The organism is Streptomyces sp. TLI_053 (assembly GCF_900105395.1).
Taxonomy (GTDB): domain Bacteria; phylum Actinomycetota; class Actinomycetes; order Streptomycetales; family Streptomycetaceae; genus Kitasatospora.
In genome coordinates this window covers 8,982,590-9,003,349 of record NZ_LT629775.1, presented here as the reverse complement: position 1 = coordinate 9,003,349, position 20,760 = coordinate 8,982,590, and the positions used below count along the sequence as shown (strand labels likewise).

The 20,760-nt window shown below is 76.4% G+C and carries 6 protein-coding genes; 5 read left to right on the top strand and 1 reads right to left on the bottom strand.

Features of this window, described 5'->3' with window-relative positions; translation table 11 throughout:
- Positions 1 to 403 precede the first annotated feature (403 nt).
- Positions 404 to 1,228 (top strand): LuxR C-terminal-related transcriptional regulator, encoded by an 825-nt coding sequence (locus tag BLU95_RS37340; protein WP_159425167.1) that lies wholly within the window; start codon positions 404 to 406, stop codon positions 1,226 to 1,228.
- 43 nt (positions 1,229 to 1,271) lie between these two features.
- Here the strand turns inward: BLU95_RS37340 and BLU95_RS37335 are convergent, their stop codons facing one another.
- Positions 1,272 to 1,895 (bottom strand): LuxR C-terminal-related transcriptional regulator, encoded by a 624-nt coding sequence (locus tag BLU95_RS37335; protein WP_093863901.1) that lies wholly within the window; start codon positions 1,893 to 1,895, stop codon positions 1,272 to 1,274.
- Positions 1,896 to 2,550: 655 nt separating this feature from the next.
- Between BLU95_RS37335 and BLU95_RS45340 the strand changes: the two genes are divergently transcribed.
- The 4 genes from BLU95_RS45340 to BLU95_RS37315 are packed head-to-tail and all read left to right on the top strand — an operon-like array spanning position 2,551 to position 20,728.
- Positions 2,551 to 9,003 carry a type I polyketide synthase gene (locus tag BLU95_RS45340; RefSeq protein WP_093863900.1) on the top strand — a complete coding sequence of 2,151 codons (6,453 nt, stop codon included), beginning with the start codon at positions 2,551 to 2,553 and terminating at the stop codon, positions 9,001 to 9,003.
- A gap of 4 nt (positions 9,004 to 9,007) precedes the next feature.
- The gene (locus BLU95_RS45335) at positions 9,008 to 13,852 is read left to right on the top strand and encodes a beta-ketoacyl synthase N-terminal-like domain-containing protein (RefSeq protein WP_093863899.1); all 4,845 of its coding nucleotides are present in this window, start codon (positions 9,008 to 9,010) and stop codon (positions 13,850 to 13,852) included.
- Positions 13,849 to 17,349: a type I polyketide synthase gene (locus tag BLU95_RS37320; protein WP_173862201.1), complete on the top strand. Its 3,501-nt coding sequence runs from the start codon at positions 13,849 to 13,851 to the stop codon at positions 17,347 to 17,349. Before BLU95_RS45335 ends, BLU95_RS37320 begins: the two co-directional genes overlap by 4 nt.
- Positions 17,342 to 20,728, top strand: a complete 3,387-nt coding sequence (locus BLU95_RS37315; protein ID WP_093863898.1) for a non-ribosomal peptide synthetase — start codon at positions 17,342 to 17,344, stop codon at positions 20,726 to 20,728. The genes BLU95_RS37320 and BLU95_RS37315 overlap by 8 nt, the downstream gene beginning before the upstream one ends.
- The last annotated feature ends 32 nt before the right edge of the window (positions 20,729 to 20,760 follow it).

The window sequence follows — 20,760 nt, the reverse complement described above, 5'->3', positions numbered from 1 at the left end:
TGCGGTCAGTCGGCACAGTGGGGTGACGGACCGGACTCGAGGGGTGACGCGTTGTTCGCCTCAGGTCTTCCTGGCCCTCTACAGACCGCCGTACTTCTTCAAGTAGTGTCGCCAGCCGGGCCCCCCGGGGGCTCGTGACTTCCTTGCTGCTCACGATCCGTATCTACGGCTGGAGTTCACGGCGATGACGGCGGCGACCGGGATTGACGCGCGCTTTGCGTACCGTGTCTACCTCTCACTTCTTCGCACCAGGGAAAGCGGCATATGCCCGGAGGATCTCGCCCGGGACCTCGGTGCCGGGACCGGCGAGGTCCGGGAGGCGGTCGGCTGGCTGGCCGGCCACGGGCTGCTCGACCGGGGCCGGGGGGCGCCGCCGGCCACGCCGCAGAGTGTGCTGAGACGCTTGGTCGCCGATCAGCAGGAGCGGTTGGCCGAAGTCGCCCGCGCCCAGGACCTGATCTCCGACCTCACCGACGGCTTCCTCGCCACTCCGGCCCCCGCGGGGGAGGGTCCGGCGGTCGAGGTGGTCGAGTCACGGGACCAACTGGATCGTCGATTAGGAGAGTTGCACGCGTCCAGCCGGTCCGAGGTGGCGGTGATGCTGCCCACCACGGCCGAGCGGGAAGCGCTGCGCCCGTGCATCCGCGAGGACGTCGAGCTGCTGCGCAGGGGTGTCCACTACCGGCTGGTGGCTCCGGCCTCCGCGCTGGGGAACCCGGCCGTCGTCGAGTACGTGAACGCGCTCCAGGAGGCCGGCGCGGAGATCCGGACGGCGGAGTCGCTGCCGCTGCGGCTGGTCATCGTGGACCGGGAGAAGGTGGTCACCCGGTCGCAGGTCGAGGGGCCGCGCCGCAGTGTGGTGATCGACGGCGGACTGCTCGCCCAGCTGTTCACCCGGGTCTTCGAGCACAGCTGGTCCACCGCCGCGCCGTACACCCGGCGGCGGCGCGACGGCGGTTCGGCGCCGGTGCTGTCGGGTACCCATCGGCTGGTGCTGCGGATGATGGCCGCCGGGGCCACCGACAAGTCGATAGCCCGTCATCTCGGCTACTCGGACCGGACGGTGCGGCGGTTCGTCGCCGAGATCCTGCGGGTGCTGGAGACCGACAACCGGCTCACCGCAATGGTGCGGGCCACCCGGCTCGGGCTGCTGGAACACGAAAGCCGCGAGGGTCGGGAGAGCAGGGAGAGTAGGGAGAGCAGGGAGGGCCCGGAGGCGAAGGGCTGAGCCCGGCGCCGGCCCGGACGCCCGCCGGGGGCGGCAAGTCCCTTCACAGCAGCCCCCGTTCGGCGGCGATCCGGGCGGCGTCGAAGCGGTTGCGCCCGTCGAGCTTGCGCATCGCGCCCGAGGTGAGGTTGCGGACCGTCCCGGCGGCCAGGTAGAGCTCGCGGGCCACCTCCTTCACCGAGGCGCCGGTCGCGGTGAGCCGGAGGATCTCGCGTTCCCGCGCGCTCAGTACCTGCTCCGCGCCGGCGGTCCGGGCGGCCGGACCGTCGGGCACCGGTTCGGCGTCGCCCGGGGCCGGGCGGCCGCCCGCGGCGGCGTCCCGGATCGCGTCGACCAGGCGGGGGATCTTGGTCTGCTTGGTGACGACGCCGAGCGCCCCCGCCGACACCGCCCGGTCCACCAGGGTCCGGGTGGGCCGGGCCGCCATCAGGACGACCCGGCAGTCGGGTAAGCGTTTCCCGAGCTCCCGCACCAGGCGGAAGCCGCCCTGCGCGGTGCCCATGCCCAGTACGGCCACGTCCGGCCGGCGGCGGACCGCGACCGGGACGACCATCGAACTGCGGTTCACCGCCCCCACGACCTCGAAGTCCTTCACGGACGCGAGCACCTCGGCGATCGCGTCCAGGGGCAGCAGCTGCTCGTCGGCTACCAACACACGAATGGTCATCACTAGGTCTCCCCCGAGGATCCCGTGAACGGAACTCATGGTGATCATTGCGGCCGCGCCCCAGTGTGTGGCGGACGGCCCGCTCCCGTCGACGGCACCCGGGCGTCCGGGTGCGGACATGTCCTCAGCAGGACCGGTGGGTCTACGCGTGTCATTCGGTGACCCCTCAACTTATCCCGGCTCCGGCGGCCGACCCGACGCCCGCGGGCAGGGACGTGACAAGTGTCAGTAGAAGCAGGTCAAAGCCTTGTCGGCGGTGACCGGCCGGGACCACGATGCGCACTGGTGATCGACTGCCGCGCGGGGCCCGTCCGCCCCGCGCGGCCCCCGTCACCCACGCCTCACCCACGCCCCCCGTCACCCGCTGCCCGCCGTCACCCGCTGCCCCCGACCCCTCCGCCGCCCCGACGCCCCGACGCCCGACCGGGCCCGCGCGACACCCTCCCGCGCGGCCGTCCCGGCCCCCGGTTCCGCCGGCCGTGCCCGGCCGTCCCGACCCGACACCGCCGCGCGACACCCTCCCGCGCGGCACCCGTCCGCCCCGACCCCGGCCCGTGCCCGGCCGGCCACCCGCCCCGACGCGCCCCCGCGCGCCCCGGGCCGGGCGCCGGCCCCTGCCCGGACCGGCTCACCACGGATGCCCGAGGAAGAGGACATGCACACAGACCCTGTGGTCCAGGACCCGACCCAGGCCCTGGCCGTCGTCGGCATGGCGGGACGGTTCCCCGACGCCCCGGACGTCGAGAGCTTCTGGCGGCTGATGATGGAGCGTCACGACGCCATCGGCCCGGTCCCCGCCACCCGCTGGGACGCGACCGCGCAGCTCGACCCGCAGCGCGAGATCCAGGCCGTCGGCGGATTCCTCACCGACGTCGACCGGTTCGACGCCACCTTCTTCGGCATCTCCCCGCGCGAGGCGGAGATGCTCGACCCGCAGCAGCGGCTGATGCTGGAGGCCGCCTGGCGGGCGCTGGAGGACGCCGGAACACCGGCCCGCGCGCTCGCGGGCAGCCGGACCGGCGTCTTCGTCGGTGCCGGCTGGCACGACTACGAGCACGTCGGCCGCAAGAGCGCCGCCGGGGTCACCCAGCACACCGCGCCCGGCTACGCGCTCGACATGATCGCCGCCCGGGTCTCCTACTTCCTCGGGCTCACCGGGCCCAGCCTGGTCGTCGAGACCGGCTGCTCCTCCGCCCTGGTCGCGGCACACCTCGCCGCCCAGGCCCTGCGGGCGGGCGAGGTGGACGCGGCGATCGTCGGCGGTGTCGCGCTGATGCTCGACCCGACCGCCTCGATCGGCCTGACCTACTTCGGCGGCCTCTCCCCCGACGGCCGGTGCAAGGCCTTCGGTGCCGGGGCGAACGGCTTCGTGCGCGGCGAGGGCGTGGGCGCCCTGTTCGTGAAGACCCTCGCCCGGGCGCAGGCGGACGGCGACCGGATCCACGGCGTCATCGCCGGCACCGCGGTGAACAACGACGGCGGCGGGCAGAGCGTCGTCGCGCCCAGTCCGCTCGGCCAGGAGCGGCTGCTGCGCGACTCCTACCGGCACTGGGGCATACCGGCTGACCGGGTCGCCTACGTCGAGGCGCACGGCACCGGCACCTCGGTCGGCGACCCGATCGAGGCCGGCGCCGTCGGCCGGGTGCTGGGGCAGACCCGCAGCGCGGACGCCGGCCCGCTGCCGATCGGCTCGGTGAAGACCAACATCGGTCATCTGGAGGCCGCCGCCGGCATTCCGGGGCTCTTCAAGGCGCTGCTGGCGCTGCGCCACGGCGTGGTGCCGCCGAGCCTGCACTCGGCGGAGCTCAATCCGGAGATCGCCTTCGACGAGCTGAACGTGACGGTGGTCCGCGAGCCGTTGCCGCTGCCGGCGGACGAGCAGGTCTTCCTCGGTGTGAGCAGCTTCGGCTGGGGCGGCACCAACGCGCACGTGGTACTGACCGGGGCGCCGCGCACGGCAGCACCGGCCGCCCGCGACAGTCGCTCCGACGACCGCACCACCGACGGAGACCGCAGCACCGACGCCGACCGCACCACCGACGGACACCGCAGCACCGACGGACACCCCGCCCCCGTGCTGCTGCCGGTGTCCGCGCACTCCGAGCAGGCGCTCGCCGAGCGCGCCCGCGAGCTGCGCGGACTGCTCACCGGCGCGACCGCCCCGGCCCTGCCCGCGCTGGCCGGCACCCTCGCCTGGCAGCGCGACCAGTTCCCGGTCCGGGCCGCCCTGCTGGCCGCCGACGCCGCCGGAGCGGCCGCGCAGCTGGAGCGGCTGGCCGCCGACCCGGCCGGTGCCGAGCCGGTGCCCGGCGTGTTCACCGGACGGGCCGCGACCGTCGGCCGGACCGCCTTCGTGTTCCCCGGCCAGGGCTCGCAGTGGCACGCCATGGGCCGCGAACTCCTGGCCGCCGAGCCGGTGTTCGCCGCCGTGATCCACCGCTGCGCGGCCGCGCTGGAGCCGTGGACGGACTGGGACCTGGTCCGGGTCGTCTCCGGCGAGGCCGGGGAGGAGTGGCTGTCACGGATCGACATGCTGCAACCGACCCTGTGGGCCGTCTCGCTGGGCCTGTGCGAACTGTGGCGGGCGGCCGGCGTCGAGCCGGACGTGGTGGTCGGCCACAGCCAGGGCGAGGTCACCGCGGCCACGGCGGCGGGCATCCTCTCCTACGAGGACGGCGCGATGGTCGTCGCCCGGCGCAGCGCGATCGCCCGCCGGACCTCGGGCCGGGGCCGGATGCTGGCGGTGGACCTCTCGCTGGACGCCGCGAAGGCGGCGCTGTCCGGCTTCGAGGAGGGCGTGTCGCTGGCCGTGAACAACGGCCCGAACAGTTGCGTGCTCTCCGGTGACACCGAACTGGTGCTGGCGCTCAAGGAGTTGCTGGAGGCCGAGGGCACCTTCTGCCGGCTGGTGAACGTGGACTACGCCTCGCACAGCCCGCAGATGGACGAGCTGGAGGACGACCTGCTGGCGGCACTGCGGTCGGTGCGGCCGGGCCGGGGCGACGTCGAGCTGATGTCGACGGTGCGGGTGGCCCCGCTGGAGGGGCCGGAGCTGGACGCCCGGTACTGGGTGGACAACCTGCGCCGGCCGGTCATGTTCGCCGACGCGATGGAGCGGCTGTTCGACACCGGGGTGACCCATGTGGTCGAGATCAGCCCGCACCCGGTGCTCACCCCGGCGCTGGAGCAGTTGGCGGCGCAGCGGCCGGTGCCGCCGCAGGTGCTGTCCACGATGCGGCGCGATCTGGGCTCGCCGGACACGGTCCGTGAGTCGGTGGCGCGCGGGTACGTCAGCGGTCTGGAGCCGTTCGGCGCGCTGCCCCGGACCGCCTGGGCCCCGGTGCCGCCGTATCCGTGGCAGCGGGCCGTGCACTGGGTGGAGCAGGGCCGCCGGCGGGCCGGGGGCGGGGCCGGCGAGGAGCTGCGGCTGGTGCCGTCGGTGACCGAGCAGGGCGCCTGGACCGGCCTGCTGGACCTGGCCCCGGCGGACATCCCCTGGGTGCGCGACCACCGGGTGTACGACGCGGTGGTGCTGCCCGGCACCGGGATGCTGGAGCTGGCGCTGCGCACGGCGCTGGCCAGGACCGGCGGCGCGCACCGCACCCTGGCGGAGGTCGGCCTGCACAGCCATCTGACGCTCACCGAGGAGCCGGTGACGGTGGCGCTGGGCTGGCGGGACGATGTCTCGGGCGGCGGCAGCTTCACGCTGTCCTCGCTGGAGCCGGGCGGCCACGGCTGGGTGCGGCACGCCTCGGCACGGGTGCTGGCGGAGGACACCGCGCCGGACGCGCCGTCGTTCCCGGAGCGGCTGCTCGCTCTCGACGCCGCGCCGGCCGCCGCGTTCTACGCCGACTGCGCGGCGCGGGGCCTGAACTACGGTCCGGCGTTCCAGGGTGTGGTGGGGCTGCGGGCCGGGGCGGCGGAGTGCCTGGCCGAGGTGCGGCTGACGGAGGGGTGCCTGGCCGGCGGCCATCCGCACCGGCTGCACCCGGCGCTGTGGGACGCGGCGCTGCAGGCCTCGATCCCGCTGTTCCCGGGCGAGGAGGCGGCGGTGCCGGTCGGCATCGGGCGGGTGCACCTGCACCAGGACCTCGCGGAGCCGGTGACGGCGCTGTGGTCGCACGCGGTGCGGCGGGACGGCGGCGAGGAGGTGGACCTGTTCCTGTTCGACGCCGGGCGGCGGCCGGTGCTGAGTCTGCTCGGTCTGCGGATGCGGGCGCTGGCGGCCTCGGCCGATCCCGGTGCCGTGGACGCGGAGCGGATCCACCGGCTGGAGTTCCGGCCGGAGGAGCGCGTCGACGAGGCCCCGACGGACGCGACCGGCGCACCGCGGCACACCGGCCACTGGGCGGTGTGCGCGGCCGACCAGGTCGGCGGCACCGCGGCCTGGGCGCGGGCCGGGGAGCTGGCCGAGGCGCTGGGCGCGCTCGGCGGCACGGCGCTGGCCCAGGTGGCCGACGGCGCGGACGCCGCGCGGACCGAGGTCTGGCAGGAGCGGCTGGCCCCGGTGGACGGGCTGGACGGTGTGGTGTTCCTGGCACCGGGCGCGGACGCCGGGCCGGACGCCCAGCGGGCGGGTCTCGCCGCGCTGGCCGCGCTGGTGCGCGCCTGCTCCGCCCGGCCGCTGGTGCCGCGGCTGGTCGTGGTGACCGCCGACGCCCAGCTGCCGCCGTCGGTGGCCGGGGCGGTCGATCCGGGCGCGGCCCTGTACTGGGGCTTCGGGCGGGTGCTGCGCCGTGAGCACCCCGAGCTGCGGCCGGTGCTGGTGGACGTGGCCGGTGACGAGGCCGGCTGGGCGGCGCGCTGCGCCGTCGAGCTGTCGGCCGGGGACGGCGCGGACCAGGTGGTGCTGCGGGGCGGGGAGCGGCTGGTCGGCCGGCTGGTGCGCGGCGCGGCGGGCCCGGTGGACGACCCGGCGGAGCCGGCCCGGCCGCGCTGGCGGTCGGCGGCCCCGCAGCCGTTCCGGCTCGCCCCGGACGGCCGGGGCACCTGGGACGGGCTGGCGTTCCGGCCGCTGGAGCGGCGGGCGCCCGGTGCCGGGGAGATCGAGCTCGCGGTGGGGTCGGCGGCGCTGAACTTCATCGACGTGATGAAGGTGATGGGCACCTACCCGGACCCGACGGCCGACGCCCGGCTGCTCGGCCTGGACGGCGCGGGCGTGGTGACCAGGACCGGCGAGGGGGTCACCCGCTTCGTCCCGGGCGACCGGGTGGTGGCCTGCACCAGCGGCGGCGCGCTCGCCACCCACTGGACGGTGGCGGCCGACCACGCCCAGCACGTGCCGGAGGGGATGGCGGACGCCGACGCGGCGGCGTTCCCGGCGGTGACCATCACCGCCTGGTACGGGCTGCGGCACCTGGCCTCGCTGCTGCCGGGCGAGACCGTGCTGATCCATTCGGCGGCGGGCGGGCTGGGGCTGGCGGCGATCGCGGTGGCGCGGCTCCTGGGCGCGGAGGTGCTCGCCACGGCGGGCAGCGCGCACAAGCGGGCCCGGCTGCGCGAGCTGGGGGTGCGGCACGTCTTCGACTCCCGGGACCTCTCCTGGGCCGACGAGGTGCGGGCGGCGACCGGCGGACGCGGGGTGGACGTCGTCCTCAACTCGCTGACCGGCGCGGCGATCCCGCTGGGTCTGGAGGTGCTGGCCGAGGGCGGGCGGTTCGTCGAGGTCGGCAAGGCCGACATCTACGGCGGGCGCACGCTGGCCCTGGACGCGTTCCGCAAGGGCATCGCGCTGGCCTCGCTGGACCTCGCCGGGGTGATCGCCCGCCGGCCGGCACTGTTCACCCGGCTGTTCGCCGAGGTGTGGGAGCGGGTGGAGGCGGGCGAGCTGGCGCCGCTGCCGGTGCTGTCCTACCCGTTCGCGCGGGCCGCCGAGGCGCTGCGGGAGATGTCCCACGGCCACCACATCGGGAAGTTCGTGCTGTCGGACCCCTCGACGGTCACCGAGGTGGCGCCGGAGCCGCTGCGGGACGGCCGGTTCCGGGGCGACGGCACCTATCTGATCACCGGTGGGCTCGGGGCGCTGGGCCTGTCGCTGGCGGAGTTCATGGCCGGGCGCGGCGCGGGCCGGCTGGCGCTGGTGGGCCGTTCGGCGCCGGGGCCGGAGGCGGTGGCCCGGATCGGGGCGCTGCGGGCCCGCGGCGTGCTGGTGGAGACCTTCGCGGCCGATGTCGCCGACGCGGCGGCGGTGCGCCGGGTGCGCGAGCAGCTGCCGCCGCTGCGCGGGGTGGTGCACGCCGCCGGTCTGCTGGACGACGCGACCGTCCTCAATCTGACGGCGGAGCAGCTGGACCGGGTACTGGCGCCCAAGGTCGACGGCGCGGTCCACCTGGACGCGGTGACCGAGGGCGATCCGCTGGACTTCTTCCTGCTGTTCTCGTCCGCGGCGGCGCTGTTCGGCAACGCCGGGCAGGCGGCGTACGCGGCGGGCAACGCCTTCATGGACGCGCTGGCGGTGGACCGGCGGCGGCGCGGGCTGCCCGCGCTGAGCGTGCAGTGGGGCCCGTTCAGCGATGTCGGACTGGCCGCCGCGGAGGACAACCGCGGGGCCCGGCTGGCCGAGCGCGGCATGGCGGGCTTCTCCACCGCCGAGGGCTGGCGGGCGCTGGAGGGGTTCCTCGGCGCCGACGAGCAGGTGGTCGCGTACGTGCCGATCGACCTGCGGCAGTACCAGGAGGCGTACCCGGACACCGCGACGCTGGACAGCTGGAGCGCGCTGCGCGAGCTGGCCCGGAGCGGCGGGAGCGGCAGCAGCGCGGGCGCGGCCTTCCTGGCCGAGCTGCGCGGGGCGCCGCAGGAGCGCTGGCCGGAGCTGCTGGAGGCCAAGGTGCAGGAGCTGGCCGGGCGGGTGCTGCGGCTGGAGGCCGGGGCGATCGACCGGGACACGCCGTTCAAGTCTCTGGGTCTCGACTCGCTGATGGGTCTGGAGCTGCGCAACCGGCTGGAGGCGGCGTTCGGCCTGCGGCTGTCGCCGACGCTGCTGTGGACGTACGGCTCGGCCCGGGCGCTGTCGGCGGTGCTGGCCGAACGGCTGCTGGGCGATCCGGCGGCGGGCGAGGACGGCAAGGACGGCTCCTCGGGCGAAGCGGCTACGGAAGGCGAGGGCTGAGCGCATGACGGAGCAGCAGCAGAGCGGCCCCGCCGCGCCCGCGCCCACCCCGCTCACCCGGGCACTCGACACCGTCCGCAAGCTGCGGGCGCAGCTGGACGCCGCCAGTGGCACCGGTCCGCTGGCCGTGGTCGGCATCGGCCTGCGGCTGCCGGGCGGCATCGCCGACCTGGACGGCTACTGGGCCGCGCTGGCCGAGGGCCGCGAGCTGGTGGGTCCGCTGCCCGCCGGGCGGCGCGGGCCGTTCGCCGCCGAGTGGGAGCAACTGCCGCACAGCGGCGGGTTCCTGGACGAGGTGATGGACTTCGACGCGGAGTTCTTCGGCATGGGCGCGGCCGAGGCCCGGGGCGTCGACCCGCAGCAGCGGCTGCTGCTGGAGGTCGCCTGGGAGGCGCTGGAGAACGCGGCGCTGCCGCCGGACCGGCTGGACGCGGCCCGCACCGGGCTGTTCGTCGGCATCACCGGCCAGGAGTACTGGGACTGGCACAGCGGCGAGTTGGACACCCACTGGGCCGGCGGCAACGGCCACTGCTTCACGGTGGGCCGGGTGGCGTACGCGCTGGGGCTGGCCGGTCCCGCCATCACGGTGGACACCGCCTGCTCCTCCTCGCTGGTGTCGGTGCACCTCGCCCGCCAGGCGCTGGCCCGCCGGGAGTGCGACGTGGCGCTGGCGGGCGGGGTGAACCTGGTGCTCTCGCCGCGTGCGACCCGGCTGCACCAGCTGGCGGGCACCCTGTCGCCGGACGGGCGGTGCCGGCCCTTCGACGCCCGGGCGAACGGCTTCGCCCGGGGCGAGGGCTGCGGCGTCCTGGTGCTGAAGCGGCTGGAGGACGCGCGGCGCGACGGCGACCGGGTGCACGCGGTGGTGCACGGCTCGGCGGTCAACCAGACCGGCCGCTCGACCGGCTTCACCGCGCCCAATGTGCTGTCGGAGGTCGCGCTGACCGAGGCGGCGCTCGCGGACGCCGGGCTCGCCGCCGCCGACATCGGGCTGGTGGAGGCGCACGGCACCGGCACCTCGCTCGGGGACACCATCGAGATGGAGGCGATCGCCGCCGCGCTGGGCCGTCGCAACGGCGGGGCCGAGCTGAGCGTCGGCTCGGTCAAGGCCAATCTGGGCCACCCGGAGTCGGCGGCCGGGGTGATCGCCCTGGTGAAGGCGGTGCTGTGCCTGCGGCGGCGCGAGGTGCCGCCGCTGGTGAACTTCACCGCCCTCAATCCGCTGATCGACCTGGACGGCACCGCCATCACCCTGCCGACGACGCTGCGGCCCTGGCCGGAGCGCGGCGGGCGGCACGCGGCGGTGAGCGCCTTCGGCATGGGCGGCACCAACGCCCAGGTGATCCTCGGTGCGGCCGAGGAGGCCGCGGACCGCGCCGGGACCGTTCCGGTGGCGGGCTTCGAGCTGTCCGCCCGGACGCCGGAGGCGGTGCGGGCGCTGGCCGAAGCCCTGCACGGGCGGCTCGCCGGGCTGCCGGACGGGTCCTACCCGGCGTTCGCCTACACGGCCGGTGCCGGGCGGGCCCGGCACCGCTGGCGGGCGCGGATCGCCGCCGCCGACCGGGCCGCCGCGCTGCGGGCGCTGCGCGGGCTGGCCGAGGGCGGCGCGCCGTCCGGAGTGGTGCTCGCCGAGCGTGCGCAGCACGACCGGGACCAGGCCGACGGCGGGTTCGCCGGCCTGCCCAGGGCCGTGCTGGATCTGCCGAACTACCCGTGGCAGCGGCGCCGGTACGCGCCGGAGGCGCCCGATGCGGCGGCAGCCCCGGTGCCTGCGGCCGCCGACGCGCCCGCGGCCGCGGCTGCGGTGGAACGGCAGCAGCCCGCCGAGGAGGGGACCGGGCGCGCCCTGTTCGCCCTGGAGTGGGCCGAGGCCGGGCACGGCACGGGCGCGCCGGCCGGCGCACCGGGCCGCTGGCTGCTCTTCGCCGACCGCGCGGGCACGGCCGGCGCCCTGGGCGCCGAACTCGTCGCCCGGCGCGGCAGCTGGGTGACCGTCACCCCGGGCGGCCGTTCCCGGCGGATCGACCCGCTGCGGTACGAGCTCGACCCGGCCCGCCCGGAGGACCTCGCCGCGCTGCTCAAGGAGCTGCGCGCGGCCGGCGACGAGCCGTGGGCCGGGGTCCTGTACGCCTGGGCCCTGGACGCGGCCGCCGGACCGGCGCCGCGGGGCCCGGTGCCGTTCCCGCTCCCGGCGGCGCGCGAGGACACCCTCCGCCCGGCCCCGCCGCTGGTCCGGGAACTGGCCGCCGAGGGGCTGCCCGGAGCCCCTCGCCTGGTGCTGCTGACCCGGGGCGGGCAGCGGGTGACCGAGCGGGACGGGGCGCCCGACCCGGTGCAGGCGCTGCTGTGGGGTGCGGCCGAGGTGGCCCCGGCGGGGACGGACGCGCCCCGCCCGCTGCTGGTGGACCTCGACCCGGACCCGGCGCGGGACGACGCCGCCCGGCTGCTGGACGTGCTGCTGCGCCCGGCCGGGGAGTTCTCCGCCGCGCTGCGCGGACCGCTCGCGTACACACCGGTCCGGGTGCCGCAGGACTCCGCCGACGGCACCGAACCCGCTTGGCAGCGGCGGCCGTTCGATCCCGAGCTGGACACCAACCAACGGTTGCTGGCGGTCCGGCCCGGTCTGCTGGAGAGCCTGACGCCGACCCGCTGGGAGCGGACCGCGCCCGGCCCCGGCCAGGTGGAGATCGAGGTCGCGGCGGCGGGGCTGAACTTCAGCGACGTGCTCAAGGCGATGGGCGCCTACCCGGGCGCGGCCGGCACCGTCCCGCTGGGGGTCGAGTGCGCGGGCCGGGTGAGCGCGGTCGGCCCGGGGGTCGAGCGCTTCCGGGTCGGCGACCGGGTGATGGCGGTCGCGCCGTCCGCGCTCGCGGCCTGGACCACCACCGAGGAGCACCTGGTGGCGCCGAGGCCGTCGGCACTGGACGACGAGCAGGCGGCGGCGGTGCCGGTGGCCTACCTCACCGCCGTGTACGGGCTGCGGCACTTGGCCCGGCTGCGGGCGGGCGAGACGGTGCTGGTCCACTCGGCGAGCGGCGGTGTGGGCCTGGCCGCGCTGGCGGTGGCCCGGCGGTGCGGGGCGCGGGTGTTCGCCACCGCGGGCACGGCCGCCAAGCGCCGCTTCCTGAACGAACTCGACGGCGTGGAGCTGGTGGCGGACTCCCGCTCGACGGACTTCGCGGCGGAGGTCGCGGCGGCCACCGACGGGCGCGGGGTCGATGTGGTGCTCAACTCGCTGACCGGGGAGGCGTTGCGGCGCGGTCTGGCGCTGCTGGCGCCGGGCGGGCGGTTCGTCGAACTGGGCAAGCGCGACATCCACGACGACAGTCCGATCGGCCTCGGCGGGCTGAAGGCGAACCGGGCGCTGTTCGCGGTCGACCTGGACCACACCTTCCACGCGCAACCGGAACTGCTGGCCGAGCTGTTCGAGGAGGTGGTGCGGGGGTTCGAGGACGGCGGCTTCGGGCCGCTGCCGGTCACCGTCCACCCGTTCGCCGGGGCCCGGGAGGCGTTCGCGGCGATGGCGCAGGCCCGGCACACCGGCAAGCTGGTGCTGCGTCCGGAGCCGGAGCCCGAACTCGCGGTGCCGCCGACCCGCTCGGTGGTCCGGGCCCGGGCCGGCTACCTGGTCACCGGAGGCACCACCCCGGTGGCCCTGGCCGCGGCCCGCCGGCTGGCGGACCTGGGGGCACGGCGGATCGCCCTGCTCGGCTCCCCCGGCTCGGCCGCGGACGCCGCCGCGGAGCCGGTGGTGGCCGAACTGCGCGCCCGGGGCGTGGAGACGGTGCTGCCGGTCGCCGATCCGTCCAGTGCCGAGGAGGTGGCCGCCGCGGTGGCCGCGTTCGACACCCCGGCGGCGCCGCTGGCCGGGGTGGTGCACCTCGCGGGCGCCGAGGCGGCGCACCTCGCGACGGCGGATGCGGCGGACGGCGACGGACCGGCGGAGGACGAGGAAGACCCGCTGACCGCGGCCGGCCCGGCCGCCGACGCCTGGCGGCTCCATCTCGCCACCGCCGAAAGGCCGTTGGACTTCCTGGTGCTGGCCGACCCGGCCTCCGCACCCGGCCGGGCCACGGCGCTCGGTGCCTGCCTGGACGCGCTCGCCGGGTACCGCAGGGCCGTCGGACTGCCCGCGCTGAGCGTGGACGGCGCCGGACTGTCCTCCCTCGCCCGGCTGTTGGGCAGCCCGGCCGCGATCGTCCGCTCGGCGGGCGGCGCGGGCACCGCACAGGGCGGCTCTCCCGGGACCGGCGCAGCGGCGGCGGACTCCGACGGCGGGGAGGCGCTCCGGCGGCAGCTGCTGGCGGTCGAGCCGGGCCGGCGCCGCCGGGCCCTGCTGGTCCGGCACTGCCGGGAGCTGGCCGCCCGGGTGCTGGACGGCCCGGGGGCGCCGGACCCGGCGGCGATCGACAGCTCGGCGCCGCTGGCCGGCCTCGGCTTCGACTCGATGCGGACCCTGGAGCTGCGTTCGCGGCTGGAGCTGTCCCTCGGCGTCCCGCTGCCCGCCACGCTGGGCTGGCAGTACCCGACGCTGGACGCCCTGGTGCCGTTCCTCGCCGAACGGATGGGGATCCCGCTGGAGGCCGCCGCCGGGGCCGCCGCCGGGGCCGAGGACGCCGAAGCCCCGCACCACCCGCACCGCCCCGACCGACCGCACCGCCCGGACGCCGGCCTCCACCGGTTCCACGGCGCCGAGGTCGACCTCCACGGGCCCGCGGACCCCTACGGCCCCGTCGGCCCCGAGGACCTCGACGGGCTGTCGGAACGCGAACTGGAGGCCCTCCTCCTCGCCAAGACCGAGCAGTTCGACACCAGTGCCGATCCGACCGACCGGGGGCAGGGACGATGACCACGCGCGAGCACACCACCCGGGGCGACACGCCCGAGGACCGCTCCGGCTCGACGACGGCGATGAAGCGCGCCTATCTGACCATGGAGCGGATGCAGCGCCGGATCGACGAGCACGAGCGGGCCAGGACCGAGCCGATCGCCATCGTCGGCGTCGGCTGCCGCTTCCCCGGCGGGGTCACCGACCCGGACTCGTACTGGGAGCTGCTGACCGCCGGCACCGACACGATCGGCGCGATCCCGGCCGACCGCTGGGACGTCGAGGCGTTCTACGACGAGCGGCCGCGCACCCCCGGGAAGCACAGCACCCGCTGGGGCGGCTTCCTGGACCACATCGACCGGTTCGACCACGAGTTCTTCGGCATCTCCCGCCGGGAGGCGGTGTCGATGGACCCGCAGCAGCGGCTGGTGCTGGAGGTCGCCTGGGAGGCCCTGGAGGACGCCGGGCAGGCGCCGGACGCGCTGGCGGGCAGCCGGACCGGGGTGTTCCTCGGCATCTGCAGCAACGACTACGCCGGGCTGCTGTTCCGCGAGCCGCAGGACATCACCGCCCACGCGTCCACCGGCGTCGCGCACAGCATCGCCAGCGGCCGTCTCTCCTACCTGCTGGACCTGCGCGGGCCGAGCGTCTCGGTGGACACCGCCTGCTCCTCCTCGCTGGTCGCCGTGCACCAGGCCTGCCAGAACCTCCGCCTCGGCGAGTGCGACCTCGCGATGGCGGGCGGCGTCAACGCGGTGGTCGCGCCGGACGCGGCGATCTCGTTCTCGCAGTTCCCGGAGATGCTGGCCGACGACGGCCGCTGCAAGACCTTCGACGCGGCGGCGAACGGCTTCGTGCGCAGCGAGGGCTGCGGCGTGGTGGTGCTCAAGCGGCTCTCGGACGCGCGCCGCGACGGCGACCGGGTGCTCGCGGTGATCCGCGGCTCGGCCGTCAACCAGGACGGGCGCAGCTCGGGACTGACCGCGCCCAACGGCGCCGCGCAGCGCGAGGTCTTCCGCCGGGCGCTGGCCGCCGCCGGGGTGGGTCCGGACCGGGTCGGCTACATCGAGACCCACGGCGCCGGGACCAAGCTGGGCGACCCGATCGAGGTGTCCGCGCTGGCCGAGGTCTACGGCCGCGCCGAGGGCGCGCCGCTGCACCTCGGCGCCGTGAAGACCAACCTCGGCCATCTGGAGGCGGCGGCCGGGATCGCCGGGCTGATCAAGGCCGCGCTCTGCGTGGACCGGGGGCAGATCCCGCCCAATCTGCACTTCGCCGAGCTCAATCCGCACATCTCCTTCGAGGGCACGACCTTCGCCGTGCCGACCGCGCTCACCCCGTGGCCGGCCGAGGCCGGGTCCGGGTCAGGCGGGGCGCGGCGGCTGGCGGGGGTGAGCAGCTTCGGCTTCAGCGGCACCAACGCGCACCTGATCGTCGAGCAGGCACCGGACGCCCCGGCCGTCCCGCCGGGCGGCGGGACGGACGCCGGGGCGGGCGCGGGGACGGCCGACGGACCGGGCGAGGACCGCCCGCTGTCGGTGCTCGCCCTGTCGGCGCGCAGCGGCGGCGCCCTGCTGAAGCTCGCGCGCCGCTACCAGGACCGGCTGGCGAAGGCCGGTCCCGCGGACGCGGCCGACCTGTGCTTCTCCGCGAACACCGGCCGCTCGCACTTCCCGCACCGCCTCGCCGCCGTGGGCGCGACTCCCGGCGAACTCGCCGAGCGGCTGGCGGACTTCGTCCGCGACGATCCGGGCGAGGGACTGCTGCTGGGCCGGTCCGGGGGCACCCCGGCGGGATCCGGACCGGCGGCCGAACCGGTCTTCCTCTTCACCGGACAGGGGCCGCAACGCGCGGGCATGGCACGGCGGTTGTACGAGACGCAGCCGTTCTTCCGGCGCACCCTGGACCGCTGCGACGAGATCCTGCGGGACGTGCTGCCGGCGCCGCTGCTCGCCGCCGTGTACCCGGACTCGGCGGCGGACGGCGAGCTGATCAACACCATGGAGTTCGCCCAACCCGGGCTGTTCGCGGTGGAGTACGCGCTGGCCGGACTGTGGCGCTCCTGGGGGGTGGAACCGGCCGCCGTGATCGGCCACAGCCTCGGCGAGTACGCCGCCGCCTGCTTCGCCGGCGCGCTGTCGCTCGAGGACGGCCTGCGGCTGGTCGCCGAGCGCGGCCGGCTGCTCCAGCGGCTCGCCGAGTCCGGCGCGATGGCGGCGATCGCCGCCCCGGCGGCCGAGGTGACCGCCGAACTCGCCCGCCACGACGAGGCGCTGGTCGCCGTCGCCGCGGTCAACGGCCCGGCGAACACCACCGTCTCCGGGGTCCGGGAGGTCGTCGACGAGGTCTGCGCGGCCTTCGCCGCGCGCGGCGCCGAGGTGCGGCGGCTGCGCATCTCCACCTCCTCGCACTCCCCGCTGGTCGAACCGGTGCTGGAGCCGCTGCGGGCGGCGCTGGAGAAGGTCCCGTTCGGCGCACCGGCCGTGCCGCTGCTGTCCAACCTGACCGGCGGGCTGTGGCCGTGGGACAAGCCGCTGGACACCGACTACTGGCTGCGGCACGCCCGGCAGCCGGTGCTGTTCGCCGACGGGGTGCGGGCGCTGTACGAGCTCGGCCACCGCACCTTCCTGGAGGTCGGTCCGGCGCCGACCCTGCTGGGCCTGGTCGGCGAGGTGCTGACCGGTGACGACGTGCTGATGCTGCCCAGCCTGCGGCCGAAGTACGACGACTGGGAGGTCCTGCTCGGCAGCCTCGGGCAGCTGTACGCCGAGGGGGCCGAGGTCGACTGGGCGGGGTTCGACCGGGAGTACCGGCGGGCCCGGACGTCGCTGCCGCACTACCCGTTCGCCGCCACCCGCTGCTGGCACGAGCCGAGCGGCGACGGCTCCGCCGCGGCGCCCGTGCGGCGCCCCGCCGAGCGGGCCGAGCGGGCCGAACGCGTCCCGAGGACTGAACGCCCGGCGCGCACCGAACGAGCCGCACGCGCCGAGCGGACCGAGCGGCCCTCCTCCGCCCGGACGGCCCCGGCCCGCCGGCTGACCGGTGCCCCCGGCCGGGCCGCGGCGAGCGCGCTGCCGACCAGCGCCGAACTGCTGGCCGCCCCCGCCGAGCAGCGGGTCGAGACCCTGGTCGCCGGACTGACCGCCAGTGTGCGCGCCGCCCTGGGCTCGCGCGCGGCCGCCGTCGACGCGGACGCGCCGCTGTCCACCCTCGGCCTGGACTCGCTGATGGCCGTGGAGCTGCGCAACGAGATCCAGGGCCGGCTGGGCGTCAAGGTGACCGTCGCCGAGTTCCTCAAGGGCGCCACGGTCCGCAGTCTGGCCGGGCAGGTGGTCGAGGGACTGGCGGCCGCCGGGCCCGCCGCCACCGCCACCGGGGAGGCGGCGCCGATCCGCCGGGCGGCCCGCTCCACCGACCACGCCCCCGCCCCCGGCGCCGTCACCGCCCCCGACCCCACCGCCGAGCTGCTCGCCCTCCTGGAGCAGGTCACCGGGGAGTCGGAGCGGATCGATGACTGAGCTCGACGAGCGCCTCGCCGCGCTCACCCCGGAGCAGCGGGCGCACCTGGAGCGCCTGCTCGCCGAGCGGCGGGCGTCCGACGGCACGGCCCCTCCGGCCCCGGCGGCCCCGGCGGCCCCCGCCGAGGACGTCTTCCCGCTCTCGCTGTTCCAGCAGGGCATGTGGTTCCTGGAGCAGGTCCGGCCCGCGAACCCGGCCTACGTGGTGCCGGGCGCGGTGCGGGTGCGCGGCCCGGTGGACGCCCGGGTGCTGCACGCGGCACTGCGCGAGGTGGTCCGCCGGCACGAGGCGCTGCGCACCACTTTCGCGCTGCGCGAGGGCCGCCCCGTCCAGGTGGTGCGGCCGTCCGTCGAGCCCGAACTGCCCGTGACCGACCTGCGGCAGGCCGGCCTCACCCCGGCCGGGCTGGACGAGCGGATCGCGGCGGCCGCGGTCGGCGAGCCGTTCGACCTGGAGACCGGGCCGCCGCTGCGGCTGCACCTGCTGCGCACCGGCGAGAACGAGTCGGTGCTCGTACTGGCCCTGCACCACCTGGTCTCGGACCGCTGGTCGTTCTGGGTGCTGCTGGCCGAACTCGTCGCGCTGTACGAGGCGTTCGCGGCCGGCCTGCCCTCGCCGCTGCCCGAGCTTCCGGTCCAGTACGCCGACTTCGCGCTCTGGCAGCGCGAGCAGCACGAACAGGGCCGCTGGTCGGAGCAGTCGGCGTACTGGAAGGAGCGGCTGGCCGGGGCGCCGGCCGCCCTGGAGCTGCCGACCGACCGACCGCGTCCGGCCGTCCAGGGCTTCAACGGCGGCACACTGCCGTTCGAGCTGCCCGAGCCGCTGCTGCGCGGGCTGTCGGAGCTGGCCCACCGCCGGGGCGCGACCACCTACATGGCGCTGCTGGCCGTGTTCACCGTGCTGCTGTCCCGGTACGCCCGCTCCCAGGACGTGGTGGTGGGGGTGCCCGTCGCCGTCCGCGACCGGCCCGAACTGGAGCCGCTGATCGGCTACTTCGTCAACGCCCTGCCGATCCGCACCGAGCTGGGCGGCGGGCCGTCGTTCACCGGGGTGCTGGACCGGGTGCGGGCGTCCTGCCTCGACGCCTACGAGCACCAGGAGGTGCCGTTCGAGCTGGTGGTCGGCGAGCTGGGCACGGCCCGCGACCTCAGCCGGCCGCCGGTGTTCCAGGTGAGCTTCGCCTACGGCCGGGAGGCGGTGCCGGACCTCACCCTGGGCGGCGCCCGGCTGGAGCCGGTGCCGGTACGCGGCGGCGGCGCCCGGTTCGACCTGGAGCTCCAGGCCTTCGACCGGGACGGCGGACTGAGCGGCTGGTTCGAGTACGACCGCGACCTGTTCGACGAGTCCACCGTCGCCCGGCTGGCGGAACGTTTCGGCCGGCTCGCCGAGCAGGCCGTGGCGGATCCGGAGTGCCCGGTGGAGCGGCTGGAGCTACTGACGGAGGCCGAACGCCACCGGGTGCTGGTGGAGTTCAACGACACCGCCCGGGAGTGGCCGGCCGGCGAGGGCTGGATCCACCAGGCCTTCGAGGAACGCGCCCGGCTGTCCCCGGAGGCGGTGGCGCTGCGCTTCGAGGGCCGCTCGGTCGGCTACCGGGAGCTGGACCGGCGGGCGAACCGGCTCGCGCACCGGCTGCGCCGGCTCGGCGTCGGCCGGGACACCGTGGTCGGCGTCGGCATGGAACGCGCGCCGGAGCTGGTGGTGGCGCTGCTGGCGGTGCTCAAGGCCGGCGGCGCCTATCTGCCGCTGGACCCGGAGCTGCCGGCGGCCCGGCTGGAGCACATGGCGCGGGACGCCCGGGTGCCGGTGCTGCTCACCCAGCGCCGGGTGCTCGGGCGGCTGCCGGCGGTCGATGCCGAGGTGCTGTGCGTGGAGGAGTTCGAGGCCGGGCCGGGCGACGAGCCCGACACCGCCCCGGAGGTCACCGTCGGCGGCGAGGACCTCGCCTACGTCATCTACACCTCCGGCTCCACCGGCACCCCCAAGGGCGTCATGAACGTGCACGCCGCGATCCGCAACCGGCTGCTGTGGATGCAGGACGCCTACCGGCTGGACGCCACGGACCGGGTGCTGCAGAAGACGCCGTTCTCCTTCGACGTGTCGGTGTGGGAGTTCTTCTGGCCGCTGGCGGCCGGCGCGACCCTGGTGCTGGCCCGGCCGGAGGGACACCGGGACACCGGCTACCTGGCCCGCACGATCCGGCAGGAGGGCGTGACGACGGTGCACTTCGTGCCGTCGGTGCTGCAGGCCTTCCTGCGCGAGCCGGTGGAGGAGTGCGTCAGCCTGCGCCGGGTGGTGTGCAGCGGCGAGGCGCTGCCGCGCGACCTCCAGGACCGCTTCCTGGCCCGCTCGGCCGCCGCCCTGTACAACCTGTACGGCCCGACCGAGGCAGCCGTCGACGTCACCCACTGGACCTGCGGGCCGGACGAGGACCCCCGACGGCCGGTGCCGATCGGCCGGCCGATCGCCAACACCCGGATCCTGGTCCTGGACGAGGCGATGCGGCCGGTGCCGGTCGGGGTGCCCGGCGAGCTGCACATCGGCGGCCGGGGCCTGGCCCGGGGCTATCTGAACCGGCCCGACCTGACCGCCGAGCGCTTCGTCCGGGACCCGTTCGACCCGGACCCGGCGGCGCGGCTGTACCGCACCGGGGACCTCGCGCGGTTCCGCGAGGACGGTGCGGTGGAGTACCTCGGCCGGCTGGACCACCAGGTGAAGCTGCGCGGCCTGCGGATCGAGCTCGGCGAGATCGAGGCCGTGCTGACCGAGCACCCGGGGGTGCGCGAGGCCGTGGTGACGGCCCGTCCGCACCGGACCGGGGACGTCCGGCTGGTCGCCCATCTGACCGCCGCCGACGCCGCCGGGGCGCCGCCCGGGCCGTCCGAGCTGGCCGCCCATCTGCGCGGCCGGCTGCCCGGGTACATGGTGCCCGCGGCCTTCGCCGTGCTGGACGCGCTGCCGCTCACCCCGAGCGGCAAGGTGGACCGCAACGCGCTGCCCGAGCCGGGCGAGCACGCCCCGGCGGCGGGCGCACCGTTCACCGCGCCCGGGGCCGGGCTGGAACGGTCGCTGGCCGGGCTGTGGCGCACGGTGCTGGGGGTGGAGCGGGTCGGTGCCCACGACAACTTCTTCGACCTCGGCGGGCACTCGCTGCTGATGGCCGAACTGCGGTCGCTGCTCGCGGCGGACCTCGGCCACCGGGTGTCGATGGTCGACCTGTTCCAGCACCCCACGGTGGCCTCGCTGGCCGCCCATCTGAGCCGGTCCGGGGCGGATCCGTCCGCTGCCCCCGGCGCGGCCGCGCGCGAGCGCGCGGAGAACCGACGCCGGGCCGGTGCCCGGCGGCAACAGGCGGCCGTGCGCCGTGCCCGTTCCTGAGAGCGCGATGTGAGAGAGCGACAGGTGACCCC